Origin of the sequence: Mesorhizobium sp. M4B.F.Ca.ET.017.02.2.1, assembly GCF_003998955.1 — a bacterium.
Taxonomy (GTDB): Bacteria; Pseudomonadota; Alphaproteobacteria; order Rhizobiales; family Rhizobiaceae; genus Mesorhizobium; species Mesorhizobium abyssinicae.
In genome coordinates, this window is sequence record NZ_RZOF01000005.1 from 13690 (window position 1) to 38445 (window position 24756).

Annotated in this window: 23 protein-coding genes; 5 read left to right on the forward strand and 18 right to left on the reverse strand. The window is 60.3% G+C overall.

Annotation, left to right across the window (positions count from 1 at the left end; translation table 11 throughout):
- Positions 1-111 precede the first annotated feature (111 nt).
- The gene (locus tag EN738_RS01570; protein WP_127282179.1) at positions 112-546 is read right to left on the reverse strand and encodes a hypothetical protein; all 435 of its coding nucleotides are present in this window, start codon (positions 544-546) and stop codon (positions 112-114) included.
- A 296-nt stretch (positions 547-842) separates the two neighbouring features.
- Between EN738_RS01570 and EN738_RS01575 the strand changes: the two genes are divergently transcribed.
- The 4 genes from EN738_RS01575 to EN738_RS01595 all read left to right on the forward strand — a co-directional run bounded on the left by EN738_RS01575 (position 843) and on the right by EN738_RS01595 (position 3322).
- The gene (locus tag EN738_RS01575; RefSeq protein ID WP_127282180.1) at positions 843-1139 is read left to right on the forward strand and encodes a helix-turn-helix transcriptional regulator; all 297 of its coding nucleotides are present in this window, start codon (positions 843-845) and stop codon (positions 1137-1139) included.
- Positions 1140-1184: 45 nt separating this feature from the next.
- Positions 1185-1373: a DUF3606 domain-containing protein gene (locus EN738_RS01580; protein WP_127282181.1), complete on the forward strand. Its 189-nt coding sequence runs from the start codon at positions 1185-1187 to the stop codon at positions 1371-1373.
- A 785-nt stretch (positions 1374-2158) separates the two neighbouring features.
- Complete coding sequence (locus EN738_RS01590; RefSeq protein WP_127282182.1) at positions 2159-2377, forward strand: hypothetical protein; 219 nt, start codon at positions 2159-2161, stop codon at positions 2375-2377.
- Between the two features lie 636 nt (positions 2378-3013).
- Positions 3014-3322, forward strand: a complete 309-nt coding sequence (locus tag EN738_RS01595; RefSeq protein ID WP_127282183.1) for a hypothetical protein — start codon at positions 3014-3016, stop codon at positions 3320-3322.
- Between the two features lie 259 nt (positions 3323-3581).
- Here EN738_RS01595 and EN738_RS35260 read toward each other — a convergent pair whose 3' ends face one another.
- The 5 genes from EN738_RS35260 to EN738_RS01615 all read right to left on the reverse strand — a co-directional run bounded on the left by EN738_RS35260 (position 3582) and on the right by EN738_RS01615 (position 9950).
- Positions 3582-3749, reverse strand: coding sequence for a hypothetical protein (locus EN738_RS35260; RefSeq protein ID WP_187331533.1), 168 nt, complete (start codon positions 3747-3749; stop codon positions 3582-3584).
- Between the two features lie 354 nt (positions 3750-4103).
- Positions 4104-5033, reverse strand: a complete 930-nt coding sequence (locus EN738_RS01600) for a DUF2493 domain-containing protein (RefSeq protein WP_127282194.1) — start codon at positions 5031-5033, stop codon at positions 4104-4106.
- 354 nt (positions 5034-5387) lie between these two features.
- Positions 5388-6437: a toprim domain-containing protein gene (locus EN738_RS01605; protein WP_127282184.1), complete on the reverse strand. Its 1050-nt coding sequence runs from the start codon at positions 6435-6437 to the stop codon at positions 5388-5390.
- Between the two features lie 60 nt (positions 6438-6497).
- The gene (locus tag EN738_RS01610) at positions 6498-8594 is read right to left on the reverse strand and encodes a ParB/RepB/Spo0J family partition protein (protein ID WP_127282185.1); all 2097 of its coding nucleotides are present in this window, start codon (positions 8592-8594) and stop codon (positions 6498-6500) included.
- Positions 8595-8759: 165 nt separating this feature from the next.
- Positions 8760-9950, reverse strand: a complete 1191-nt coding sequence (locus tag EN738_RS01615; protein ID WP_127282186.1) for a DUF932 domain-containing protein — start codon at positions 9948-9950, stop codon at positions 8760-8762.
- A gap of 497 nt (positions 9951-10447) precedes the next feature.
- Here EN738_RS01615 and EN738_RS01620 point away from each other — a divergent pair, with 497 nt between their 5' ends.
- Positions 10448-10744, forward strand: a complete 297-nt coding sequence (locus EN738_RS01620; protein WP_127282187.1) for an AlpA family phage regulatory protein — start codon at positions 10448-10450, stop codon at positions 10742-10744.
- Here EN738_RS01620 and EN738_RS01625 read toward each other — a convergent pair.
- From EN738_RS01625 to ccoN, 12 genes are all read right to left on the reverse strand, one after another.
- Positions 10698-11954, reverse strand: a complete 1257-nt coding sequence (locus EN738_RS01625; protein ID WP_127282188.1) for a site-specific integrase — start codon at positions 11952-11954, stop codon at positions 10698-10700. The genes EN738_RS01620 and EN738_RS01625 overlap by 47 nt on opposite strands.
- 236 nt (positions 11955-12190) lie before the next feature.
- Positions 12191-13840: an EAL domain-containing protein gene (locus tag EN738_RS01630; RefSeq protein WP_245494303.1), complete on the reverse strand. Its 1650-nt coding sequence runs from the start codon at positions 13838-13840 to the stop codon at positions 12191-12193.
- Positions 13841-14096: 256 nt separating this feature from the next.
- Positions 14097-15278: a 5-demethoxyubiquinol-8 5-hydroxylase UbiM gene (gene ubiM, locus EN738_RS01635; protein ID WP_189350574.1), complete on the reverse strand. Its 1182-nt coding sequence runs from the start codon at positions 15276-15278 to the stop codon at positions 14097-14099.
- Positions 15275-16003, reverse strand: coding sequence for a hypothetical protein (locus EN738_RS35265; RefSeq protein WP_128344425.1), 729 nt, complete (start codon positions 16001-16003; stop codon positions 15275-15277). The genes ubiM and EN738_RS35265 overlap by 4 nt, the downstream gene beginning before the upstream one ends.
- Positions 16004-16241: 238 nt before the next feature.
- Positions 16242-16397: a cbb3-type cytochrome oxidase assembly protein CcoS gene (gene ccoS, locus EN738_RS01640; protein ID WP_084831491.1), complete on the reverse strand. Its 156-nt coding sequence runs from the start codon at positions 16395-16397 to the stop codon at positions 16242-16244.
- Entirely contained in the window at positions 16394-18682 is a 2289-nt protein-coding gene (locus EN738_RS01645; protein WP_091595777.1) for a cation-translocating P-type ATPase, read from the reverse strand. The genes ccoS and EN738_RS01645 overlap by 4 nt, the downstream gene beginning before the upstream one ends.
- Positions 18679-19176, reverse strand: a complete 498-nt coding sequence (locus EN738_RS01650; RefSeq protein WP_091595779.1) for a FixH family protein — start codon at positions 19174-19176, stop codon at positions 18679-18681. Before EN738_RS01650 ends, EN738_RS01645 begins: the two co-directional genes overlap by 4 nt.
- Positions 19173-20732, reverse strand: coding sequence for a cytochrome c oxidase accessory protein CcoG (ccoG, locus tag EN738_RS01655; RefSeq protein ID WP_029354962.1), 1560 nt, complete (start codon positions 20730-20732; stop codon positions 19173-19175). Before ccoG ends, EN738_RS01650 begins: the two co-directional genes overlap by 4 nt.
- 166 nt (positions 20733-20898) lie before the next feature.
- A complete protein-coding gene (gene ccoP, locus EN738_RS01660) occupies positions 20899-21762 on the reverse strand; it encodes a cytochrome-c oxidase, cbb3-type subunit III (protein ID WP_029354960.1) in 864 nt (287 codons plus the stop codon).
- A 2-nt stretch (positions 21763-21764) separates the two neighbouring features.
- Complete coding sequence (locus EN738_RS01665; RefSeq protein ID WP_024502864.1) at positions 21765-21914, reverse strand: cbb3-type cytochrome c oxidase subunit 3; 150 nt, start codon at positions 21912-21914, stop codon at positions 21765-21767.
- A gap of 11 nt (positions 21915-21925) precedes the next feature.
- Entirely contained in the window at positions 21926-22657 is a 732-nt protein-coding gene (gene ccoO / locus EN738_RS01670) for a cytochrome-c oxidase, cbb3-type subunit II (RefSeq protein WP_091595781.1), read from the reverse strand.
- On the reverse strand, positions 22657-24276 hold the full coding sequence (ccoN, locus tag EN738_RS01675) for a cytochrome-c oxidase, cbb3-type subunit I (RefSeq protein ID WP_091595783.1): 1620 nt from the start codon (positions 24274-24276) through the stop codon (positions 22657-22659). The genes ccoO and ccoN overlap by 1 nt, the downstream gene beginning before the upstream one ends.
- Between the last annotated feature and the right edge of the window lie 480 nt (positions 24277-24756).

The window sequence follows — 24756 nt, forward strand, 5'->3', positions numbered from 1 at the left end:
CAGAGGCTCCGACAAAAAAGGCCCGCCGGCCGAGGCCAGCGGGAGTACTGGAGTAGCCAGAGTGTGGTCTGGCACTTGCAAACGGTCCCACCCGCGTTTTGTTTCAAGTTGCTAAATTGACCTAGGACCCTGCCAACGGGTGCTCCAGCGGGGGCGGCCACCCCGGGCGGGTTTTGCCGGCAGGCGGGTTTTTCTTACCGGTTGACGGGTTCGTCTGATCGGAAATGAGCTTGCCTTGACAGCATGCACGCTCATTTCTCGTGCCCTCTCCAGGGCCAACTGACTGGCATACTCAGCCTCAAAGGCCTCCGAGTGCCTTCGATCCTCGCTTCGCAGATGGAGGTATGGCAGCGCAAATCCGAAAAGGATGATGACGCCGATTGCCCCCGTCATGTGGTCGATAACAGCAAGCCGGTGGAAGACCACCATCGCGCCTGCGGTCACAACCGCTCCGGTCATTCCTGCACGGAAGGGGTCAAATTTGGGCGGCGGCGCAAGCGAATTGGCCTGTCGCTTCGCCTCTAGGTAAACGGCTGCCTCATCCATCAAATAGCTCCGATAAGGAGACCTTTAGCACTTTCTAATGAAATGGCTAAGCCGGCATTCGGGTCAGTTGAGCTTGCGACCGAAGTCCCGATTGGTAAGCGCAAGTGGCGAGTCTGGGGAGGGCCGTTTGGATCCGATAACGAGAAAGGCCTGGTCCCCGGCACGCCTACGCATCGGCACCCACGCGACATCGAAATGTTTCAATATCGCATGGCCGTTTCAGTTCCGTTAGCAAACCCTGAAATGCACCGGAACCTTCCTTTCAGTCCGCTATTGGTCAACAGGAGGTCCGTGAAGTGCGAAACCTGACTGCAGAGCAGTTGCTAGCAGCAAGAACGCTATTGAAGTGGTCGCGCGTGCGGCTTGGCGCCAAGTGCAATCTTAGCGAAGCGACGATCAGCGAATTTGAGAATGGGCTAAGGAAACCGCATCCCCGCAAGGTCGCCGCTATGCTCCTGGCTTTCGAAGGGTCGGGAATTGTCTTTTCCGCCGAAGGGAGCCCATCACTAGCGCGCCCTGAGGCTCAGACTGGTGGTCGCCACACCGGCAACAGATCGTGGCGCCGTCGGCAGACAAATCGCGCGGCGGAATAGAAGAAACTCCTCGCATAAGGAGATCCTGGCGGAAGGAGTCACAAGATGGCAAAGGACAAAAGCAGAGCCGACCTCCGCGCCGCAGGCCAAATCTCACTTGACGATGAATATGAGGTGAATTTATTCGCCCTGCAGAACAACATCACACCGGCTCAAGTTCGAGAACTCATCCGCAAGCACGGCAATGATCGCGCGACCCTGACTAAGGCTGCCAAGGCATTGCCAGGACGATGACGAGAAATTCCCAGACGTGAGACCACCAATGAGGCCAGCCGCCTTGGCCTGAGCACCGGGCCGACCACCGGACCTTGTCTACATCGGCCCCGTCATGACGCGACAAGCGCCTCAAACCCTGCCGTACGCGAGCATCGACGTGGCGCGATACCTGCAGGAAACGCGAAGCCCGCCGTCTCGGGGAGAGAACGACGGGCTCTTGCTTGGGGAGCGGCGGAGGGGACTGGCCGCTCGCGACAGAAATCCGCCAGACCTGAAACTGTTCCCTGAAATCTTCGACTGAGACGCTATCCACCGCCGACAGACCCGCTGATTTTTCTTCGCGCCAGCCCTGCAGTGTGAGATAATTCCGACCAGGGTTTTAGGGCGGCAACGATGTCATTGTCGCGCAACAGTGGTGTGTACGAACCCGCTGATCTGGGACCGACTGTGCAAAGAACGCCGGCTAGCCCTCAAGGACAGGGACCAGAGGGAATATCTTGCCTCGCAAATCTTTGAAGTTTTCGACAACGGATCTACCGATGAGACCGAGCTGTGGCGATCGCTTTCAAAACTTCGTACCTCCAAGGAGGCACGAGAGAGCCCGTCGCCTGGAGGACATGGCGACGGGCTCTCTGGCCACCCAGAAGCGGTAGATGACCGCTCCAGATAGAACCGCGACGGCGAAGGTCTGTTCCATGTTCCGGACACAAATATTAGCATCCGCTTGACGAGGCAGCCGACGGCCCCAGACTCCATAATGTGGAACGGATCCAGCGCCAATCAGAGCACACGGTGAACGGTCGATGGCCCCGAAATATCTCGATCATCGGTTGGAATGCCCATACTGCCTCACCATCAGGCTCAGGATTCCCGATGACGCTCGTCCGGATACGCCCATTTTTTGCGATGATTGCGGAAAGTACCTTGGCACCTGGGATGAGATACAAACCGACTTTGAGAAGCAGGGCGGCCAGAACGGTGTGTTTCGACTCGACAAAGGCCGCATCCAGCGGATCCGCTAGTGCCGGCCGGCAACCCTCTAGTGTCGACCTTTCAGGAACCTAGCCTCGCGAAGCAGCGAATTCCAATCAGTTCCAATCAACTCGACCAGTCGCTTCGCCTCTTCCTGCCCGATGCCAGTCTCTCTCATCAGTCGCTCCGCCAACAGCTTTAGATGGGCGATGCGCTCATCTTCATTGTGGATTGCCGAGCACATAACGGTTCCTCCAATGACAGGAACCGCTGAAGTTGGCTTTTGTTTCGAGTGGGTCGCGACTCCGGGCTCATCCGATTTGCGGATAGAGGAACCCGACACCCACCGCTTTTTTGCCAAATAGCAGAAGATGGAACGGCCGATAACGTCGCCAGCCGGTAGCCTTGCCGGCTAGGCCCGGCGGTCAACAAGCGCTTATCCCCGACCATCGGGTTGCTGTTTGCCAAGCCCGGCTCGCTGGTCGAGGTGACACAGGACTTGCGAGCCGGGCTGGCCGCCGACATCTTCCAATCCGGGGAGGAGTGGTTTCAACAGCCGGCGAGGAGCAAAACGTATCCGATCAGGCCTCATCATGCGATGTGGACTGAGGTCCGAATGAGCCTCCTGCAATGGTCTATTTTAGCAACTGCTTGACTATGCCGCCCTGCGCCCCAGAGTCTCCTTCATGGCGAAGGGCAGCATCAAAGTCGGCGACGAGGTCGCGATCACCGCGACCGTGCGCAAGCGCGTGACTGAGGATCGGGTCGCCGTGTTGATCCCTTCCTACCACCAGCCGCATTCGATCGTAGACCGGTCGCCAAACGTGAGCAGCGGGCAGAAGGTCGAGTTGGTGGGCGACGTCACGCATGTCGACGAGGACAGAGTGACGGTGAACCTTGGCGGTCCAGTCACGGTCAAGCTCAACACGGTGCGGCTTGTCACCAGCTACGTGGCGCCGAAACGGAAGACGCCGCTGGTCGATAAGGCGACGTAAACAAAAAGCCCGCCGGCCGAAGCCAGCGGGCAAGCGGTGGTCACGACCCTAGAGCCCGCGAGGGTCGAGCCGCAACTATGCTCGCACGGCAGGCAGGTATTCCGCGCTAACAAATGTTAGGCGATGGCCCCGCGCCTTCGCCGGGCACCCTCAAAGCGGCGCGAACGACGCCACGCAAAGATACAGGCTGACGATACTGCCGGCACCTGTGTTCGAGAGGCAGCCGCGCCACCCGGGGCGTCGGCAAAGCCGCGACGATTCATGAGGCGTGGGGGTCTATCTCACCGACGATCTCGGACGGGTCACCATCGTACTCGTCTGCCGGCATGACCGCGAGCGTGCCATCGCCGGCACGAAAGATGACGATGCTGACCATCAAGCTGGTGGCGAGGCTGAAGGCAAAGGCGTTTGCTTCTATGAGGGACATTGATCCGGCTCCTGCTTGGAAGCGGGGATCGATCCCCGCGTGACAGGCGCCCGATGTGTCCGGCCGAGGGCCGCAATCACCGTGGAGGCGAAGCCGCAATGGCGGCACGATTTGCGTAGTCCGACCCTTTACGGGTTGATGGCATCAGGTCCTCGGACCGGACCAAGGAATTGCGCCGACAAACGCGGAGATCGGTCCCCTGTCTCTGCTTCCAGGACGAGACAGATGTGAACCTGGTGGTTTGCTGCCTTGCCTTGATCGACGCCAGAGCGGCTTGAGCGGTCATTCGATGAACGCGCGGGGAGCGACGGAAATCAGAGCGAATGACTTGAGGCGAGTGGACTGGTAGCCCCTTCACGCGGGCCCGAACTTCATCACCGGAATGCCAAGCTTGCGGGCCTTGTCGGCGAGGTTGTCCTGAATGCCAGAGCCGGGGAAGTGAATGACGCCTATCGGCAATGTGTTGAGCATGGCATCGTTGCGTTTAAACGGCGCGGCCTTGGCATGCCTGGTCCAGTCCGGCTTGAAGGCGATCTGTGGCACCTTGCGGCTGTGAGCCCATTTGGCGGCGATCAACTCCGCACCCTTCGGTGATCCGCCGTGCAGAAGAACCATGTCAGGATGCTTGCCATGGACCTGGTCGAGCTTGGCCCAGATCAGCCTGTGATCGTTGAAATCGAGCCCGCCGGTGAAAGCGACTTTCGGTCCGGGTGGCAACAGCACCTGGCTGTCCGCATGCTTTCTCGCGGCAACGAAGTCCCTGCTGTCGATCATTGCCGCGGTCAGGTGGCGATGGTTGACGACAGAACCGGAACGCGGGCGCCAGATCGAGTGGGTGTTACGCTCGTAGTGCTCGGCGGCCTGGTCGCGCATCAATTCGAAAGCGCTGCGGCGTTCGAGCAGGGTCTGACCTTGCGCGATGAGGCGCTCGAGCTCGACCGACTTGACCTCGGATCCGTCCTGTTCGCGCTGCAGCCGCAGCTGGCTAAGCTCGTTTTCATCGAGCTCCCGCTCGATCCGCCTGGTCGCGCGATGGAACAGATTGACCGTTCCCCACAGGAGTTCCTCGAGATCGGGTTCAAGGCGTGTGTCGGCCATTGCCACCACGAGAGCGTCGAAGATATCGGCGATGCTGGCCGCGACCACCTTGCCTTCGGGAAGCGGGCGCGGGTCGGGTTCTTCGTCAAAGGGATGGAAACCGTAAAGCTGAAGCTCCTGAAGGACATGATCTGTTGGTGATGATGAGGGGTGAGGCTGGAAGTCGGCATCGTGCTCGGTGCTCATGGGGTTTGCCTTCGTGGGATCGCCGCGCCCATCGCGGCCTTCATGGCGTCGAAGGCGATGGACGACCCGGACTTGCACCCGAAGCGTCAGCGTAGGGCCGGAAAGGAGGTGGAGGATGGCGAAGCCCGGATATTTTGTCTGGCGATGGAAAGGCCCGAAGAGGGGCTCCCCGTGACTTGCCGCCTGGGTTGGCAAGGGCCGCCGGAAAATAGCCGGGCGCAGCCATTGCCTGTCTGGATCGGCCGGCGCCCTATCGCCCTCTTGAAGGCCTTGGGCCGGCTCTCTCCTCAACGGAGGTCCCTTGCGCACCCGAGCCACGAAGACGCCGGCACGCCGCTCCCCTTCCCTTTCCAGTCAGGCCGCGGACGTCATGAAGCGTTCGACATCCTGCGGCGCGAGTTGGACCCGCAGCATCGCCCTCAAGGCGTCGGCACCGAGCAGGCGCAGGTCCTCATTGAAGTCGCCGAGCTGCGGCACCAGGACCATCGCCTCGATACCGGCCGCATTGGTGCGTTCGATGAGAGTTGCCACTGCTCCGTCACCGGCCGGATCATTGTCACGGGCGATATAGAGCCGCCGCAATGTGTCAGGAAACAGGATTGCGGACAGATGCGCCGCCGACAGTGCCGCGACTGCCGGCATGGCGGGCAGGACAGTGCGTTGCGATAACATGGTCTCGATGCCTTCGCCGGCAGCCATGACATCGCAACAGCAGCCGAAGCGGACGGCGTGTCCGAGCAGTTGGCCCATGGCGCGTCTCGGCGTCTCAATCGGAGCGCGCCCAAGGTGAGCCTCGCTAAATCCGCCCGGATCGAGCCAGGTGCGGTGGGCGCCGGTGAGTTTGCCTTTGAGGTCGGTAACGGTTGCGATCATTGCCGGCCATGTTTCGGTCGGGCCGCTTTCCGGACGGTAATAGCAGCGCGGATGAAACCGAAGGCTCCCGGTCTCGTGCAAGGCTGAGATCGCGCGTCCACGAAGATAGGTCTCCACAAGCGTTCCTGGTATCGACCGCGACATGGAGACCAACCGCCGCGCTGCTCCTGCCGAACCGGAAGGGGCCAGCGCCTTGGTCTGCTTCGATACCGCCGGCTGCTGTTCGGAGCGCGGCAAGCTCAGAAAGTTGCAGGCTTCCGCGCTGATATCGATAAAGTCGATCAGGCCGCAGCTCTCGCGGATCACGTCCAGCAGGTCACCGTGCTCGCCGGTAGCAGCATCAGTCCATTTGCCGGCGGGACCTTTGGGAGTGTCGTTCAGCCTTACATACATCGATCGCCCAGGCGTGTTTCGGGCGTCGCCTACCAGCCAATAGTTGCCATGGCGCCGGCCGTTTGAAAGATAGTTCCGACATACCGCCTCCGCCTGCCGGCTGAGACGGCGCGCGAGGTCGTTCGGGCTTCTAGACACGGTCCGGCTCCAGAAAAAAGCCCGCCGTCTCCGGCGGGCCAGATGAAGACTTGCGGCTGATCATTCAGCAGCGATCGTGTGAGGCTCATTCGCGGCTTCGTCATTTTCAGCGAAGCTCTCGGTGTCGGCCACGGACAATTCGCCGTCGTTCCCTGCCGTCGCTTCGACCACCGTTTGCGGCGATCCTGTCTCATTCGTTTCTGTATTCCCGTTTCCCGGGGTGCGCAGGGGCTCAGGTAGCCAACCGCTGCTGCCGATCAGCTTCTCCGCCTCGCTCGCCATGTCGCCCTTCTTGAGGTGCGCTATTCGGTCAGCGGCTTCCTGCCCCTTCGCTTCAGTGAGTGCCTGGAGAATGCGCGCCTTTGTGACACGTCCGAAGAAGTTGTCGACAGACGGCCGCCAGCCGGCCGCCGTCATGTCGAGGGTGATGGCCTGTGCCAGCCGGTCGGCATGGGCGAGAGCGCGCGGGCGCCTGTTCCATGTTTCATGCACAGCGTTGACCGACATGCTGACGGCATGTGCGAAAAGCGCAGCCTGGCGATCGCGATCCCAGTCGCGAAGGGCATCCCAAAGGTCGGCAGCTTCCTTCGGCAGCGCGTTGGCCCACAGGTCGTGTCGCACACGGATCGCCTGTGCGCAGGTGCTGTCGTTCAATCCTGAGGCTTGAGCGCCGAAACCGACGCTCTTCAAGTCCAACTCCAGGCAGCTATCTGATCCATATTGGTAGAAGATCTTCAGCGTGAACGCGTGCAAGGCGGCGAGGAAGGCGACGTCTGGATTTCCACCGAGCGCCTCGCGCAGGCCAAGGGTTCGATGTGCCGTCAGTTCCGTCATGAGCCGGTCAGAAATCGGCGAGATGCCATCGGCCTCCTCGGGCTCGGCCAGCGGCTCACGATCGGCCGAAACGCTTTCCCCGTCTCGGACGGCAGAAGCTGTCAGGGATTCCTCCCCCTCTTCGCTTTGCTGCGTTCCGATGGGCAACTCGTCCTCGGGACGGACGAAGCCGCGCTCGACGCGGAGACACCCGTCTGGCGCGATGCTGATGAAGCCACCGGCGCGGGCAACCTCGAGCGGGTCGAAGGTGAGTGGCCGGTTTTCGAAGGACTGAAGTCCAGTCTCCAATTCAGCGAGACGCTGATCGATTTCGTCCGGGAGGTCCTCGACGCTGTCATATTCCTCCGACAGACGATCGAGCTCGAGCTGCAAGGCCTTACGCGTCGACTCCTCCTCGGCGCTAAGAGGCGACGGTTCTCCGCGCAGTTGGCGGAGACCGAAGGCGTGGCCGTAGGCGAAGTCGGGCGCGATTTCGATCCACTTCCAGCCTTCTGCGCGAACCGCCTCCGCGCGTCGTTCCAACTCATCCGCGACCAGCCGGTCTACCAGGACGACGTCCTGCAGCCAGCCACCGTCGTCGCCCTGGAACAGGTCGCGCATGACTATGCCTCCGGCCTCGACATAGGCGTCGATGCCGATGAACTGCACCCGCTTGTCTGACGCACGCACCGAGCCCTCCGTCAGCATGCGCCGAATGGCATAGGGCTGCTTGTCATAGGAGGGCTTCAGGCGTTCGAATACCTGCTGCTGGCGTTCATGATCGCCGGATACAGTGAACGCCATGAGTTGGTCGAGCGTCAGACCATCTTCGGCATAAATCTCAAGCAGTGCCGGTGACACCGAAGCCAGCTTCAGGCGTTGCTTGACCACACCGGTCGAGACGAAGAACGCGGCAGCGATATCCTCCTCTGACTGCCCCTTCTCGCGAAGGGCAAGGAAGGCCCGGAACTGGTCGAGCGGATGAAGGGGCGCGCGCTGGACATTTTCCGCCAGCGAGTCTTCCTCGGCAATACCCTCCTCTCGCACGATGCAGGGAACCGGCGCGGTTTTGCTGAGGCGCTTTTGCCTCACCAGAAGGTCCAACGCGCGATATCGCCGGCCACCGGCCGGAATCTCGAACATTCCGGTTTCCACACCGGCTTCGTCCTTGACCGGCCGGACGCTGAGACCCTGCAGCAGCCCACGGCGGGCGACATCCTCGGCCAGTTCCTCGACCGAGATACCGGCCTTCACGCGCCTGACATTTGCCTGACTGAGCACAAGCTTGTTGAAAGGGATGTCGCGCGAAGACGACAGGGTGACCTTTTTGGCAATAGCAGCCATCGATGTTACTCCGCGACGGGCAGCCGAAAGCCACTCTCTCGACCTCCAACCCGTCACAAAGCGCAGCGCCGCCCTCTTACTCTTGAGGACGACGCCGCAGCACGAGAAAAAAAGACGCGAAGTGGACAGAACTGGAGACCGGTGCATCTCCTGGCTTCCAGAATGTCAGACCACCTTGTCGAACAGCTTCTTCGCCCGCGCCTCCAGATCAAGCCGAGCATCCTGATGGGTCTTGTTGCGAGCCACCGCCGTGATGCCCTGCACGAAGTCGAAAACACTTTCAGGCTTGCGACCTTCCTCGGTCAGCACTGTCTCAATGATCCTGGTCGCCTCCGCCTTTGAGAAGCCACGCTTGCGCAGGAAGTCGCCGCGGTCGTCATCGGTACAGGCAACGATCCGCTCGCGCGCCGCCTTGATGCCGTTGATGAAGGGCATGGGGGACGAATTGGCAAAGCGTGCAAGCGCCGGCGCGGCCTCACGCGCAAAACGTGAAGCTGCGTATTTCGAATGACGAATGGTAATCTCCTCGAACTCCTCAACACCCCAGAGATTGCGATTCTGGCAAACGGCGCGAAGATAGAAGCTTGCGATGCCGAGCGTCTTGGCGCCGACCTCCGAATTCCAACAGTAAAAGCCGCGGAAATAAAGATCGGGTGAGCCGTCCCGTAGCCGGCCGGCCTCGATCGGATTGAGATCGTCGACCAGGAAAAGGAACACGTCGCGGTCGGAGGCGTACAGCGTCGTGGTGTCCTTAGTGATGTCGGCTCGCGGATTATAAATGCTCGTCGACCAGTCAAGGACGCCCGGCACCTTCCAGCGGGTGTCACCTGTGCCGTTGCCGGCGATGCGCTGCACGGCGGCGACCAGTTCGCGATCGAAGATGCGGCCGTAGTCCGGGCCGGTAACCGCACGCAACTCAACACGACCATCCTCGATTTCCAGCGCCTTCACCTGTTCGGAGCGGTGAGACGTCAGGCCATATTGTAGATTGATGCCGGCGAGCGGCGCTGGAAGTTGGCGCAAATAGGCCGCCGGCGCGCCAACAAGACTCGCCAGTTGGCCAAAACTCCAATGGGTTGGGGCGATTGGAATATCGGAGCCCGGCAGCACCAGCGTCAGGCGCTCGGCATCGTTGCGGCTTGCCTCTACACGAATAGCCGCGCTTTCCACGGTCCTCGTCCGGCTGCGCTCGGTCCGCGTCTGCACCGCCTCGAATAGCTCCGATAAGGACAAGTAGCGCTCGTCGGCCGGCCGCGAAAACCATTCCGAGGACACGCGACCAATCCGCTCGCCGCGGCTCAAATCCACCTTGAAGCCGCGGGAAAGATCACGGGTGGCGTTCAGAACTTGTGTCATGGGTTGTCTCCATGACGGGCGCCGAAGGCCTCTCCTTCCGCCTCAACCCGTCGCCGAAAACCCGGCCCTTCTCTGACTCTTTGTCGGGAGAGCCCCGCTCTCCCGACAAACACAAAAAAGGGCGTACAAGGCGGAAGCACCGAAATGCCCGTCGGAGGGAGTAAGTCAGTTCGGTGCTGGAGCAGGTTCGTGGCCCTGAGACCGGGTCAACAGGGCGGCCGTAGGAGCATCAGCATAGCGCCGCCGTAAGGCGGGATGCGGGACCGACAGCCCCCGGCCAAGGGCGCTATATAATGCTTCCTCGGTAAGACTTCGGAGCGGCAAGCGATCCGTCGAGGCGCGTCAGGTCGAATAACCGTTTGGTCCGGGTCATGCGACCCTGACTGACCGATATGTGCGAAAACACCGCCCAACATACGCTTATCGACTTTCGCCCTTTCCATCCTCGCCAGCTATCGGCAGCAATCGTTCTGCGACACGAGGAAAGGTAGGCCGCCATGACTGATCCCAGGGAGGTTACAATAAAGCGGACGATCCGCCGTAAGGAGCTACGTGAAATCGTCCCTCTGGCTGACAGCACAATCTATGAAATGGAGCAGCGCGGGCAATTTCCGCGACGTTTCGCTCTTACCCCCCGTTGCGTCGTGTGGGATTTGGCCGAGGTTGAAGCCTGGCTCCATGCGCGCAGGGCAGCACCAATTCCCCGAGCCAGCCCTCCAGATGTGCGTTTGAGAAAGACCGCTCCTGTCAAAGCGCTGGATCGGGCTCAAAGACCGTCATCATCGGGGGCATAAGGACGACGGGCCGCTTCCTTCCCTCGACCCAGGCTTCCACTGCATCGGACCATTCTTGCATCATGTGGCGGCGCTGAACTTCGTATTCCGCCTTGTTGTAGACGCCGCGGGAGGAGCGACCGTCCTCGTGAGCCAGGCATTTTTCGATCCAGTCGCTGTTGAACCCTAGTTCGTTCAAAAGTGTAGAGCCCGTGCGCCGGAGATCGTGCACGGTGAATGGCTCAAGCGGCAGGCCTTCCTTCTTCGCCAGTTCGGCCACCGCATAGGTCACACGATTGAAGGTTGCGCGCGCCATTGGCGCGTCCGCGTCGTAGCGGGATGGCAGCACGAAACGAGAGTTCCCCGAGCAGGTCTTGAGCGCAACAAAGATGTCGAGCGCCTGGCGTGATAGATAGACGTTGTGGGCCTTCGATCGCTTCATCCGTTCCTTTGGAATGGTCCAGACCGCATGCTCGAAGTCAACCTCGTTCCAGGTTGCGTCCTGAAGTTCGCTTTTTCGAACCATCGTGAACAGGATGAGGCGAAGGCCAAGGCGAATGGTGGGCAGTGTTGCGACCTTCTCCAGTATCTTGAGCATGACGCGGATTTCAGTTGGGGAGAGCGAGCGATCTCTCGGGACAAAGTGAGCAATCGATGCCGGCCCTACGTCGTCGGCCGGATTGGACACCTTCTCGCCATGGAGAATGGCGAAGCCGTAAATTTGCTTGAGGATATCACGGACGTGGATCGCCGTTGCCGGCGCTCCACGCTCGACGATCTTGGCACATTGGGCGCGAAGATCGTCCGGTGTGATTTCGGTCAGCAGCCTATTGCGCCAAACCGGCAGGAGTTCGCGTTCGTAAATTGACCGGCGCATCGATCGAGTGCTGTCCGCCATCGGCGCCAAAGTCAGCCACTTCTCTCCGAATTGGCCAAAGCTCTTGGCTTCTTTCAGTCGCCGTTTGTCTCGTTGCTTTTCGATGGCAGGAGAGCGGCCTTCTCTGATAGCTCGACGCGCATCGAGGCATTTCTCGCGCGCTTGGAGCAGGGAGATCCCATCGCGCCCGTACTTGCCGAGGTAGACGGTCTCCCTCCGGCCATTGAGCCTGTAGTCCAGACGAAACGAGATCGTGCCGCTAGGCATGACGCGGACATACATCCCGTCACGATCCGCCACCTTGTACATTTTCTGCTTTATTTTCAATGCCTTGATTGCGGCGTCCGTCAGCATCCCGACTGCCTTTCCAAAAGTACCGTCACGGGTTTTTTGAGGGCTTTGGGCGGAACTTCTTCTTAATTTTCATAGCCTTAGCCTGAAAAAAGTACCGTCATCAGACCTCTATGACGTGACGGTACTGTCGAAAATTCATCGTGGCAATATGTCGGAGGTCCGGCAGCCAGTCCGGCAAGGCCGAACAATGCACGCCGATAGGCAGCGAAAGCTGCTGGCAAAAATTATTTTTAATTTCAGTTAGTTAGATCGATTTCTGGCGTAATTTCGGCGACGTTCGGATAGACCTGAATCATTCCCTGGTCTATTTTCACCTTCCTTATCCGACTGTCCTTGAGCGATGCCAACGTGGAAAAGCCGGTGCCGAAGACATCGAGCGCGATGGAAATGCCGGCATGTGAAAGCCGTCCGAGCTTTTCATCGACCCTGTCCGGGTCCACGGGCGATTCTTCTGTTATCTCAATTTCGAACATCGTTGCAGGGAGGTCCTTTGCCGCCAGACCATTCAGAACCATTTCGTCGATATCGCCGGCCTCCAATTCGCGCGGTGAAACGTTCATCGTCACACGAACATCACGACAGTCAGCTTTCACCAAGGCGTCGATAAAAGCGCAACATTCGGAAAATACAGCTTGAGTTAGCAGCTGGAGCATTCCGGTTTCGCGTGCCGCTGTCATGATTTCGGGCGGAGAGATGGAACCGTGAATCGGATGGGACCACCTTAGCAACCCTTCAAAACCGATCACAGCTTCGGTGTCGAGTCTTACGATTGGCTGGAACCAAGGGCCCAAGCTTCTCGTCTTTATCGCCGAATGAAGATCGCGTTCGATTGACTGGCGGCGTTGCAGTTCCCGGTCGAGCTCGGCATCGAACAGGCAAAATTCGTTCCTGCCACGGCGCTTAGCTGTGTAAAGGGCGATGTCCGCCCGCAACAACATTTCCGTCAGCCCCGGGTTTTTAGCCGAGTATATTCCTATGGATGCCCCGATCCGGACGGAGGCGACGCCAGGATAGGGGCGAGCAAGCTTGGATATGAGATTGGATGCGAGATTGCTGGGAGAAGGCGAATTTCTAAGCGAGGAAAAAACCAGCACGAATTCATCGCCACCGATGCGGGCGAGCGTTGAGCCCTCCGGTGCTTCTTCCTCTATTCGGCGGGCGATCCTGGCAAGCAGCTCGTCACCCGTTCTGTGACCGTAGGTATCGTTGACAGATTTGAACCCATCCAGATCAATCAGCATGGCCACAAAGGGCCCATCAGTGTTCTCAAACTGATCGATTGCATGTTCGAGGCCGCGCCTGTTGAGGAGCGCGGTAAGATGGTCCTCCCTGGAATTGCGCTCCATTTCCGCGGCAAGCCGCTCGGCTTGATGTCTCAGGCGGCTCGCGTCACGGAAGCGCGCTTGTCCAACGAACGAGGCTCGAGCCAGGCCGCCCTCGAAAAGCAGGACGGCAAAAGCCAGAATGTAGTTTTCCAGGGTTCCCTTCGTCAGCAAGCATGCGGCGGCAATGAGGAGTGGCGGTGTGATGAAGTATATCGCTGCCGCAGCATATGAGCTGCCGTACGTGACCGCGCCAGCTGAAATGCCCGCCAGAATTATTAGATGCAGCGATGCTTGAGACGTCGTGTACCCAGCCGTTAGGACGGCAAGGAATGACCAGGTGAATCCCGCCAGAAGAGCAAGCCTGCCAAACCAGCGAAGCCGCAGCCAAACCCGTGTCAGATCATCCTGGACTCCGGGTTCCTTCAGCTGATGACGGGCGAGTGCAAGGCGGGCGGCATTTATCGCATTAACGACCGAAAACCAGGCCGCGCCAGCAAGACCGTTCCCGGAAAGGGCCTGCACGGTCAAAATCAGCCCGGACAGCACAATGCTTATCGGCATTGAGACGAAAAGGCCTGCCCTCAGATCAGCGAGCTGGTCCTGAAGGATTCTCGCCTCCAGCGGATCTTCTTTTTCCAGGGCTGGACGGGTCAGCTTGCTTACTCCTGCTTGTCCGCAGCCTATGCAGCCCCCCTGAAGGACGGGTTAATTCTTCAATCGGAGATCAGCGTCGGGAGCAGGATTACTCCGGCGCATGATGCACTCTCTCCCATCGCTCGCCCAGCACATCGCGCAAAATGCAACTGCTGGTGCAGTATCACCGCTGGAGCTCCGCCGAAATCCCATGCCGGACAAGGGGAACATGTTGGGCAAAGCGAAGCCCCAGATGCCTTGCAAGCCGTGCCGCCAGGTGGTCTCTGGAGTAGAGTCCAACCAGTATGTTCGTTGCATGGTAGAGCGGCGCCGCCGACAGGCGCAGCCGCCTTTCGTATATGTGCAGCATGTCGGGGTCGCCAACATTGCGGCCGTCGCGGCACGCAGTCATGATTCCACGGGCGAGTTGCTTCTGGCTGCTGAGACCGATGTTGAATCCGTGAGCGGTCACCGGGTGCATGCCGATGGCAGCGTCGCCGATGAGTGCGGCGCTCGGGGCCCGGAATTTGTGCGCCCAGGTCGTGACCAGCGGATAGGTATGGCGCTTGCTTGCCAAGGTCATTTTTCCAAGGCGCCCTCGACACAGTTTCGTCAACTCCGACAGGAACAAATCGTCATCGAAGGCAAGCAGTCTATAGGCCTCGTTTGAGCGCAATGTGAGCAGCAGCGACGACACGCCCTCCGCGAGGGGCAATATCGCTATCGTCTGATGGTGATCGAACCATTCGATGGCGATCTGGTGGTGGGCGCGCTCGTGCCTCACTCGGCAAATCAGCATCGAGTGGCCAAGCCGGTTGATATCGGCGCCGATGCCCAGCAGATCACGCGTGGCGGACAAACGCGAATCCGCGGCAACAACAAGCCGAGCAGTTAAACGCGCGCCATTAGAGAGCGTTACGACTGCTCCTTCTTGGCTGTTTGTTGCATCGACGACCGAGTGGCCGCACAACAGCCGGGCGCGATCCTGCAAGCGGACGATTTTGAACAGCGCCTCGCGGATCCGGCAATTTGGAACCAAAACCCCCAGCGGTTCTCCAGAGTTGCTGGGAGGATCGAAACGAAGAGCGAATGCGCTCGAGCCGTTGAGCACGCGCGCGCCTTGAATTGCTGATTTGTCCGAAGCCGGGATGACATCCCAGGCGCCGAGCTCGCGAAGGGTTCTGATCGAAGCGTTGGTCAGCGCGATTTCGCGACCATCGAAAGCCGGATTCGCCAGACTATCGAATGTGTTCTGTTCAACAACTGCCACCTTGAGTTCGCTTTGGGCAAGCGACGCAGCGAACGAAAGGCCGACCGGCCCGGCTCCAACGACAACGATGTCAAAATTGTCGTCAGAGCCCATCAGCGTGCCGCCATCCCGTCGGCTATCCTCGTGTAACGGTGGAACTGAGCCGACTGACATCCGCTGAGCTCCGTGCCCGCCGCCAACGCGTATGATGCTCCGCAGCACATTGACATCACGAGGATCTTCGGCGCTGGATCCGAGCCTTGGAACATTTCTACGAAGTCAGCCCAAAGAAGGCTACCTCGCCCACTGGACGAAGCGATCCCGTCTCCATTGCCGTGCCCAGCGATGTGAAGCACGTCGCACTTCGCCTTGTTCGCTTGGACTACAGCCTCACGAAAATGCTTTCGGTCCAAAGCAATGTGGAGCTCCGCGCGGATGTTGACAGTCTTTAGCATCTTCTGTGTGATCGGTCCGTCCGCCCTGTCGGCGAAGTAGTCATTCGCGTTGTGGCAGTCGATGATGTGAACGGCGCTCATGGGATTCTGCCTATTATTATCGTCGTGACGAGTGGATACCACGTGCGGAACACCGTGATCTGCGCTGAGTTTCGGTGACCGCATTGCTGCAAGGCGCAGGGCCGGAAATTGGCATGGATCGGCAATGAAGCATGCAACCCCATCAGAGGTGGACGCGTCTGGCCGCGATACATAAGTCATGCATTCTCCTTCGAAGACTGGCCTATAAAGCACCACTGATGCGAATATGACCCTGATCTGGATCAGCCAGGGCACGATCAACCGGCACTGGTAGTTCACGCTCGGGTGATCGATCGCGACGCTCAACTTGTTACCCGTGCGCACAGTGCGAAGCTCGTCCGGCCGCGCGAGGTACTCTCGCGGCATCAGCCGCCTCATACTGGGTGCATGGGAAGGCAGTCCTTCGCACGACAGTGGATTTTCACAAATCAATGTAGTGCCCAGCTTAGGTCAAGCTGGTCATGGAGCATGGACAGCTTGTTCCCGACCGAGCCGGCTCGACTGACGAGCGGGATCCGCGCATCTTATGCACAGCGGATTGAAATCAGCGTCCCGGTTTGTCGTCCCGATCAATTAGTATCCGCTCGGCGGCTCCGTCGAGATCTTCGTATTGACCGCTTCGCAATGCCCAGACGAAGCCGGACAGGCCCAGTGCACCCAGAAAAAGGGCCACTGGTATGAGATAGAGCAAGGTCGTCACGAGGATTGTGCCGAATAGCCGACTGCGGAGCGTCTGACTTTTTGAATAACTTGCACCGTCGCATTCGCCATGAAGCCGTGCAAGCGCAATGCGTTTCCAATAACAAGCAGCGATGAGGCAGACATGGCAATCGCCGCTATCAAAGGCGTGACGTGCCCGAGGATGGCGATTGGTACTGCCACCGCATTGTAGACGATTGCGATTGCGATGTTCTGCCGGATCAGGTTTCCTGCCTTGCGCGAGACGCCCAGGGCGAGCGGCACCGCCAGGAGGCTTTCGCGCAGGAAGACGAAGTCTGCCGCGTTGCGGCCAATGTCGACGGCGGTGGCCGGTGCGATCGAGACATGCGCCGCGCTCAGGGCCGGCGTATCGTTGAGGCCGTCGCCAACCATCAGAACCTTGTGCCCAACTTTCGCGAGGGTTTCGATGCGTTCGAGCTTGCCCGATGGCAGCAGGCACGGAACGAAGTCGTCGATATCCAGCAGCTTTGCCACTTCGGCGCAGGCTGCGGCGGTATCGCCCGACAGCATTTGCATCGACACCCCGGCATCGTTCAATCGCTTGATCGCCGCCGCCGCGTCGGCGCGCAGCGCATTCTCGAAATCGAAGGTCGCGACAATGAACCCGTCTTTTGTCAGGGCCGTTCCACCATAGCCATGTTTGCCTTCACCTCCGGTCCGGGCCTTCCATCCAGCCCATCCGCGTCGACCCAGCCGCCAGGTGCTTCCGGCGACAGTGGCTTCGATCCCGAACCCCGGATGCTCTGTGACGGCATCGAATTTGTGTTGCCCGCCAGGAGCGGCAAAGCCGGTCATGGCCTTTGAAAACGGGTGACGCGAATGCGCGGCCATGTCGGCGGCGATTGCCAGCATGCCCGGATCAATCGAGTCCGCATTGACCAGCCGGGGCTGGCCGAGCGTGAGCGTGCCGGTCTTGTCGAACACGGCAGTATCGATCGCCGCGAGGCGCTCCATGGCCGAACCGTCCTTGACCATGATACCGCTCTCGAAAAGCCGCCGCGCCGCGACCACTTGGACGATCGGCACGGCGAGGCCGAGCGCGCAGGGGCATGTGATGATGAGAACAGCGATGGCGATCGTCATCGCCCGGTGCCAGTCGCCGGTCGCCGCCATCCAGCCCAGGAATGTCACGAAGGCGGTGAGATGAACCAGGGGCGCGTAGAGTGCCGACACGCGATCAGCGATGCGGCGATAGTGCGCGCGACCGCCCTCGGCGGATTCCATCAGCCGAACCATCTCCGCCAGGAACGAATCCTTTGCGGCGGCTGTCGCCTGGATCGTCAGCGGGCCGGTAAGATTGAGCACGCCGGCCTGTACTGCTTCGCCCGGCGCCACGTTTTTCGGCGTGCTTTCGCCTGAGGCCAGCGAGCAGTCGAGATCCGACGTTCCCTGGATGATCTTGCCGTCGACGGGGATCCTCTCACCGGCCGCGATCAACAACCGCATGCCTGGTTCGATCTCGCCGACCGGCAGATAGTCGCGCGCGCCGTCGCCGCGCATCACCATTGCGCCACGCGCGGCCATCTGAGACAGGCCCTTCACGGCAGTCCGGGCACGCTCCCGCATCACATGATCCAGCGTGCGCCCGATCAAAAGGAAGAACAGCAGCGATACCGACGCGTCGAAATAGGCGTGGTCGCCATGATTGATCGTCTCATAGAGGCTCATGGCATAGGCGAGCGAAACACCGACCGCGATGGGCACGTCCATATTCATGCGACCATGGCGCAAAGCATTCCAGGCCGAACGGAAGAAGATTCCGCCGGCGAAGGCGAGGGCAGGAATGGCGATCAGCGCCGAGACCCAGTGAAACAGGTCGCGGGTAGCACCTTCGGCGCCGGACCAGACAGAGACCGAAAGCAGCATGATGTTCCCCGCCGCAAAGCCGGCAACAGCGACAGCGCGGATCAGTTCGGCAAGCGTCTTGTCCTTGTCATCGACCTCGGGTGTGAACAGATGCGCCTCGTAGCCCAGCCTGCCAAGCGCGGCGACGAAGGGTGGCACCTCGTCTCCTCGCCACCGGACCGCGACCCGCTTCGTCGACAGGTTGACGCGCGCGCTTTCGACGTGATCGAGCTTTCCAAGTGCCGCCTCGATCGTCTGGATACAGGCGGCGCAATGAACCGTCGGCACTGAAAGATCGGTCTGCCGAAGATCATCGCCAAGCGATCGGCTCGCCAACCTGATCTCCTGGCTGGATGGCAGGACCGACGTGGCGCCGTTCAGATCCAGCGCCATTTCAGCGCCCGGTGCACAACAGCTCATTGCAGCGCTCCATGAGAAATCATAATCCTGCGGACGTCGCGATAGGGTCGTGTCAGGCCGGCATCGGTGTCGACTTCGACGATCCAGACGCCGTCCTTCGGCATATGCTGGGCGGCGAACTCCTGGCCGGAGGCGAGGGCGAGCGTGACGGACTTGTCCTCTTTCTCGTAGGCGGGATGACGAAACAGCACCTTGACGCCGTGCAGAGGAACCGGCTTGCCTGCAGCGTCGGAGAGGCTGTAGCGGACTTCGCCCCATGCGATGGTCAGCTTGCCGGTCCAACCGAGCGCTGCTTGAGCGCGGCCGGCCTCGGCCTCCTTGTTGAATTGCTGGCTGGCCACATAGGTGTTCTCGACGACGAGGCCGGTCCAACTCGTATTGGCGAGCGTGGCCATGGTCAGGTTGACCGCGATGACCACCCCGAAGAAGGTGAGAATGATGGCCAGCATGTGCCTGCCGGTGAATTCGCGAGGCTTTTGGGCATTGGCGGTCATTTGGCGGCCTCTGGCGCGTTGAATGTGGCGGCGTACTCGTTCGACTCGAAGCTCGCCTTATCCTCGACACGGAACTTGAAGGTCTGTGCCGGGGCGTGGATCTGGTCCGCCGGTTGGCGAACGAAGACCTTCAACGTTTTCAGGCGGTCGGGTTCGACCGGGATGGCGAAAGACCGGCCGGCCGGGATGTCGTCGCCGACGACGACCATGTCGGCACCCTCCAGACCCTGCATGGTGACGACGATTGTCCTTGGCTCAGGGATCATGTTGAGCAGCTTGACGCTATAGCCATTGCGGATGGAGCCATCGGATAGTGTGACGAATTGCGGATTGCGGTCATGCAGCACGTTCAGTTCGAGCCGATCGCGCGTCAGCAGCGAATAGAGCAGGCCCAGCCCGATCAGCGACCACAAGCCCATGTAGACGTAGGTGCGCGGCCGGAAGATCTTGCGAATGTGAAAATGCGCCACCTGATCGGAGAAGGTGCCGACAGCAGTCCTGACCAGCGACGGATTGATTGAACTGGAGCCGCCTGCGGTCGCCAGCATCATGTTGGCGTTGTAGTCGGAGAGCGTCGCGTAGGAGATCAGCCCGCGCTCCTTGCCGAGCTTGTCCATGACGCCGTCGCAGGCGTCGATACACAGCGCGCAGGTAATGCATTCGAGCTGCTGGCCGTCGCGAATGTCGATTCCCATTGGGCAGACCGCGACGCAGGCATTGCAGTCGACGCAGTCGCCGACGGACTGCCCCGAGGCTTGCACCTTCTTGGCGTGGCGCGATCGCGGCTCGCCGCGCCAGTCATTGTAGGTGACGGTGAGCGAATTCTCATCGAGCATGGCTGCCTGGATGCGCGGCCATGGGCACATATAGGTGCAGACCTGTTCGCGCATCAGGCCGCCGAAGGTGTAGGTCGTCGCCGTCAGCACGGCGATGGTGATGTAGGCGACAGGTGCGGCGGTACCGGTGAAAAGCTCGCCCACAAGTGTTGGTGCATCAGCGAAATAGAAAATCCAGGCGCCACCGGTCGCCGCCCCTATGACAAGCCAGATGGCGTGTTTCGAGACCCGCAGCATCAGCTTGCGGGCGGTCCAGGGGCCGGCATCGAGTTTCATGCGGGCGTTGCGGTCCCCCTCAATCGCACGCTCGACGACAAGGAACAGATCGACCCACACGGTCTGCGGACATGCATAGCCGCACCAGGCACGGCCGACAGCAGAGGTAATCAGGAAAAGTCCAACACCGGCCATGACCAGGAGGCCGGCCACATAGAAGAATTCCTGCGGCCAGATCTCGATGAAGAAAAAGTAGAAGCGCCGATTGGTGAGATCGAGCAGCACGGCCTGGTCCGGGGCAAATGGGCCACGATCCCAATGCAGCCACGCAGTCAGGTAATAGATGCCAAGTGTGATCGTCATCACCAGCCATTTGAAGCGGCGAAAGTTGCCCGAGGCGCGCTTCGGAAAGATCTTTTGACGCGCGGCATAAAGGGGCTTGCGGGTTTTGGCGGCATTGACAGTTTCTGTTTCGAGCCGTGTCAACTGCGTCTTGTCACGCACGTGCAACTCCACTTTCCCAGCCAATGTCAGGGGCACCTGTCGAAAAGCCTCGCGGTAGGACAGCCTTGCCGGGTTGTGCAGATCGCATTAGGAATGGTGTCGAGGCCCGGCTCGCGCCGGGCCTCGTCCGCTTGGCAGGGGTGACCGAAGAATAGGGCTTCCATTCCTATTCTCCGCCGCCAAGCGAATGGACATAAACTGCAAGTTCCTTGACCTTGATCTCGCCGAGACGGCCAACCCAGGCCGGCATGACGCCCTGCTTTGGCGCACGAACCTGGGCGGCGATGGCCGTCTCGCCGGACCCGTAAAGCCAGATCGCGTCAGTCAGGTCGGGGGCGCCGAATTCCCTGTTGCCTTTTGCATTGTCGCCGTGACAAGCGACGCAGTTCTCGGCAAAGACCTTGGCGCCGGGTTGGATCAGACTTGCATCGCGGACCTTGCCGGAAAGGCTGGCCACGTAGGCGCTGACTTGTGCGATCTGGTCGGCGGTGATGATGTCGCCGAAGGCCGGCATTTCTGACAGTCGCGTGTCCGGATCGGAAGCAAAGCGGAGGCCGTGCGTGATCGTCTGCTTGATCTGGTCGGGGCTGCCGCCCCAGAGCCAGTCATCGTCATTCAGGTTGGGAAAGCCCTTCGACCCCTGAGCGCCGGAGCCGTGGCATTGCGTACAGTTGACCTTGAACGCGGCAGCCCCGGCAGCGACCGCGAATTCGCGCAAGGCATCGTCGGTCAAGATCTCCGAGACGCTCTTTGCCTGGATGGCTGCAACATACTTGCCCTTGGCGGCCTCGGCCGCGGCAAGGTCGTTCTTGACGTCCTTACGGCTTGAATAGCCGAGCATGCCCTTGGTTGCCGAGGTCAGCATCGGCCATGCCGGGTATGCGGTCGTATAGACGAGCGCCCACGCTATGGTGACGTAGAAGGTAATCACCCACCATCGCGGCAGAGGATTGTTGAGCTCCCTGATGCCGTCCCATTCATGGCCGGTGGTTGAGACGCCGGAGACCTCATCGATGTGCTCGTCGCTCATGATCACTCGTCCTCGAGCGGAATGCGGGCAGCTTCGTCGGCCAGCCTTCGGCTGCCGGGGCGTAGGGCAAAGGCGATGCACCCGACGAAGAACAGCGCCATCGCAACCAGGCCCCAGCTGTCGGCAAACGCCCGCATCAAATTGTAGGTCATCAGCGTTCTCCTCAGCGGTAGCCGGCGGCTTCGTCGTAATTTTTGAAGTCGACCAGTGTGCCAAGCATCTGCAGGTAGGCGAGCAGGGCATCCATTTCGGTGACCTGTTGCGGGTTGCCGTCGAAGTCGCCGATCTTGACTTTGGGGTAACGCGCCTCAAGGCCTGATGTGTCGGCATTGGGATCGGCCTGCGCCGCCAGATCCGCATTGGCGTGCGCGATCATGTCATCGGTGTAAGGGACGGCTACACGCCTGTTGGCGACCAGATGCGTCGAGAAATCCTTCACGTCGATCGGCGTGTCTTTCAGGAACCCATAGCTCGGCATGATCGATTCCGGCACCACCGAGCGCGGGTCGGTAAGATGCGCGACATGCCATGCATTCGAGTAGCGGTCGCCAACTCTGGCGAGATCCGGCCCGGTGCGCTTCGATCCCCACTGGAAGGGGTGATCGTACATGGACTCGGCAGCCAGGCTGTAGTGGCCATAGCGCTCAACTTCGTCGCGGAACGGCCTGATCATCTGGCTATGGCAGAGAAAGCAGCCCTCGCGCATATAGATGTTGCGCCCGACAAGTTCGAGCGGCGAATAGGGGCGCATGCCTTCCACCTTCTCGATCGTATTGTCGAGATAGAAGAGAGGCGCTATCTCGACGATACCGCCGACCGTCACCACGAGCAGCGAGCCAACGAGAAGAAGCGTGGCGTTCTTCTCGATGATTGCGTGTTTGTCCATCAAGCCCATTACCTGGCTCCTGATCGCGCAGGTCGGATGGCGACGGGGCTCGGCATCGGCTCCTCCTCGCGCTGGTGGCCGAGGATGGTCATGGTGATGTTCCAGGCCATGATAAGGGCGCCGGAGAGGTACATGGCCCCACCGATGGCGCGCATGACGTAGTATGGGTGCATGGCAGCGACGGTTTCGGCGAAGGAATAGACCAGGAAGCCCTGCTGGTCGTATTCACGCCACATCAGGCCCTGCATGATGCCTGACACCCACATGACCGAGGCGTAGACGACGATCCCGAGTGTCGCCAGCCAGAAGTGCCAAGTGACGAGCCGCAGCGAGTAGAGCCGGTGACGGTTCCAGAGCTTCGGCACCATGTAGTAGATTGCGCCGAACGAGATCATGCCAACCCAGCCGAGCGCGCCCGAATGGACGTGGCCGATGGTCCAGTCGGTATAATGCGACAGCGAATTGACCGCCCTGATCGCCATGATCGGGCCTTCGAAGGTCGACATGCCATAGAAGGCGACGGCCATCACCATCATGCGGATGATCGGATCGGTGCGCAGCTTGTCCCAGGCGCCGGACAGCGTCATCAGGCCGTTGATCATGCCGCCCCAGGACGGCATCCACAGCATGATCGAGAACGCCATGCCGAGCGTCTGCGCCCAATCTGGCAAGGCGGTGTAGTGCAGGTGATGCGGGCCAGCCCAGATGTAGAGAAAGATGATCGCCCAGAAATGGACGATCGACAGCCGGTACGAATAGACTGGCCGGTTCGCCTGCTTGGGCACGAAATAATACATCATGCCAAGGAAGCCGGCGGTGAGAAAGAAGCCGACCGCGTTGTGGCCGTACCACCATTGGGTCAGCGCGTCCTGGACCCCGGAAAAGGCGGAGTAGCTCTTGGAGCCCAGGAACGAGACTGGCATCGACAGGTTGTTGACCACATGCAGCATCGCGATGGTCACGATGAACGACAGGTAGAACCAGTTGGCGACGTAGATATGCGGTTCCTTGCGCTTCAGGATCGTGCCAAGGAACAGAATGAGGTAGGCGACCCAGACGATGGTCAGCCAGACATCCACATACCATTCGGGTTCGGCGTACTCGCGGCCCTCGGTGATGCCGAGCAGATAGCCGGTCGCGGCCATGACGATGAACAGCTGGTAGCCCCAGAAGACGAACCAGGCGAGATCACCGCCGAAGAGGCGGGCGCGGCAGGTGCGCTGCACGACATACAGAGACGTGCAAAGCAGCGCGTTGCCACCGAAGGCGAAGACGACACCGGATGTATGCAGCGGCCGCAAACGGCCGAAATTGAACCAGGGCTGGATGTTGAGATCGGGATAGGCGAGCTGAAGCGCGATCACCACGCCGACCAGCATCCCGACGACACCCCAGAACACGGTGGCGATCGCGCCGTAGCGGATCGGACCATCCATGTAAGCGGATGGGTCAATCGGAGCTGCTGGCTTGAACTCCGTGTTGCGCAACAGGATCGCAGTGAAACCAGCCACTGCGAAGAACAACACCCACATATGTCGGCGGAAAGGTTCATCCACGCCGAAGCCGGCGGCCACCAGGGCCGCAAAAGCGAACACGCTTAGAAGGACGATCTCTGTGCCGAATTTCATTGCAGATCCCGATCTCGAATCTGGTGGATGCCAAATCCGCAGCGCACTAATTGCGCAGCCGCCGCCCCCTCGCCCTGATCTATGTCAGGCCGCACGATTTTGTGTCGGCGGCGCAATCAGCAGGTGGCGAATGAACGAGGAACGCAGCGCGGGCTCACCCCCTCATGGAAGGCGTTCCCTGGGTTGGGCGGGCGCAGACGCGATCGATTGAGGCGAAAGCTGAGGCTCTGCGACGCGTTGGATGCTATTGCCGATGCCCTGCCAAACGTTGTTCGGATCCCATTGGAAACGAACGCGATCGTTCGGCCGAGCCGTGGCAGCTTAAGGACCGTGCTTCGCCGGTATGTGCCGAAACACACCTGGCGATTGGTCGTCGTCCCTATCAAAGCCCGAAAGCTGTCTGTCTCGACCGTGACGCCGCTTCTTCGAAGGCGCGGCGACATCGCATTAGAAGGCAAGCACGGCCCGCCCCGGAGCCAT

What these genes read in the sequence shown, in the direction of transcription:
- EN738_RS01610 (WP_127282185.1), bottom strand. Translation starts at nt 8,594, where the DNA reads ATGGCTGCTATTGCCAAAAAGGTCACCCTGTCGTCTTCGCGCGACATC.
- EN738_RS01665 (WP_024502864.1), bottom strand. Translation starts at nt 21,914, where the DNA reads ATGACCTACAATTTGATGCGGGCGTTTGCCGACAGCTGGGGCCTGGTT.
- EN738_RS01600 (WP_127282194.1), bottom strand. Translation starts at nt 5,033, where the DNA reads ATGAGCACCGAGCACGATGCCGACTTCCAGCCTCACCCCTCATCATCA.
- EN738_RS01570 (WP_127282179.1), bottom strand. Translation starts at nt 546, where the DNA reads ATGGATGAGGCAGCCGTTTACCTAGAGGCGAAGCGACAGGCCAATTCG.
- ccoP (WP_029354960.1), bottom strand. Translation starts at nt 21,762, where the DNA reads ATGAGCGACGAGCACATCGATGAGGTCTCCGGCGTCTCAACCACCGGC.
- ccoN (WP_091595783.1), bottom strand. Translation starts at nt 24,276, where the DNA reads ATGAAATTCGGCACAGAGATCGTCCTTCTAAGCGTGTTCGCTTTTGCG.
- EN738_RS01645 (WP_091595777.1), bottom strand. Translation starts at nt 18,682, where the DNA reads ATGAGCTGTTGTGCACCGGGCGCTGAAATGGCGCTGGATCTGAACGGC.
- EN738_RS35260 (WP_187331533.1), bottom strand. Translation starts at nt 3,749, where the DNA reads ATGTCCCTCATAGAAGCAAACGCCTTTGCCTTCAGCCTCGCCACCAGC.
- EN738_RS01580 (WP_127282181.1), top strand. Translation starts at nt 1,185, where the DNA reads ATGGCAAAGGACAAAAGCAGAGCCGACCTCCGCGCCGCAGGCCAAATC.
- EN738_RS01590 (WP_127282182.1), top strand. Translation starts at nt 2,159, where the DNA reads ATGGCCCCGAAATATCTCGATCATCGGTTGGAATGCCCATACTGCCTC.
- EN738_RS01595 (WP_127282183.1), top strand. Translation starts at nt 3,014, where the DNA reads ATGGCGAAGGGCAGCATCAAAGTCGGCGACGAGGTCGCGATCACCGCG.
- EN738_RS01630 (WP_245494303.1), bottom strand. Translation starts at nt 13,840, where the DNA reads ATGCCGATAAGCATTGTGCTGTCCGGGCTGATTTTGACCGTGCAGGCC.
- EN738_RS01625 (WP_127282188.1), bottom strand. Translation starts at nt 11,954, where the DNA reads ATGCTGACGGACGCCGCAATCAAGGCATTGAAAATAAAGCAGAAAATG.
- ccoO (WP_091595781.1), bottom strand. Translation starts at nt 22,657, where the DNA reads ATGGGCTTGATGGACAAACACGCAATCATCGAGAAGAACGCCACGCTT.
- EN738_RS01615 (WP_127282186.1), bottom strand. Translation starts at nt 9,950, where the DNA reads ATGACACAAGTTCTGAACGCCACCCGTGATCTTTCCCGCGGCTTCAAG.
- EN738_RS01620 (WP_127282187.1), top strand. Translation starts at nt 10,448, where the DNA reads ATGACTGATCCCAGGGAGGTTACAATAAAGCGGACGATCCGCCGTAAG.
- EN738_RS01650 (WP_091595779.1), bottom strand. Translation starts at nt 19,176, where the DNA reads ATGACCGCCAATGCCCAAAAGCCTCGCGAATTCACCGGCAGGCACATG.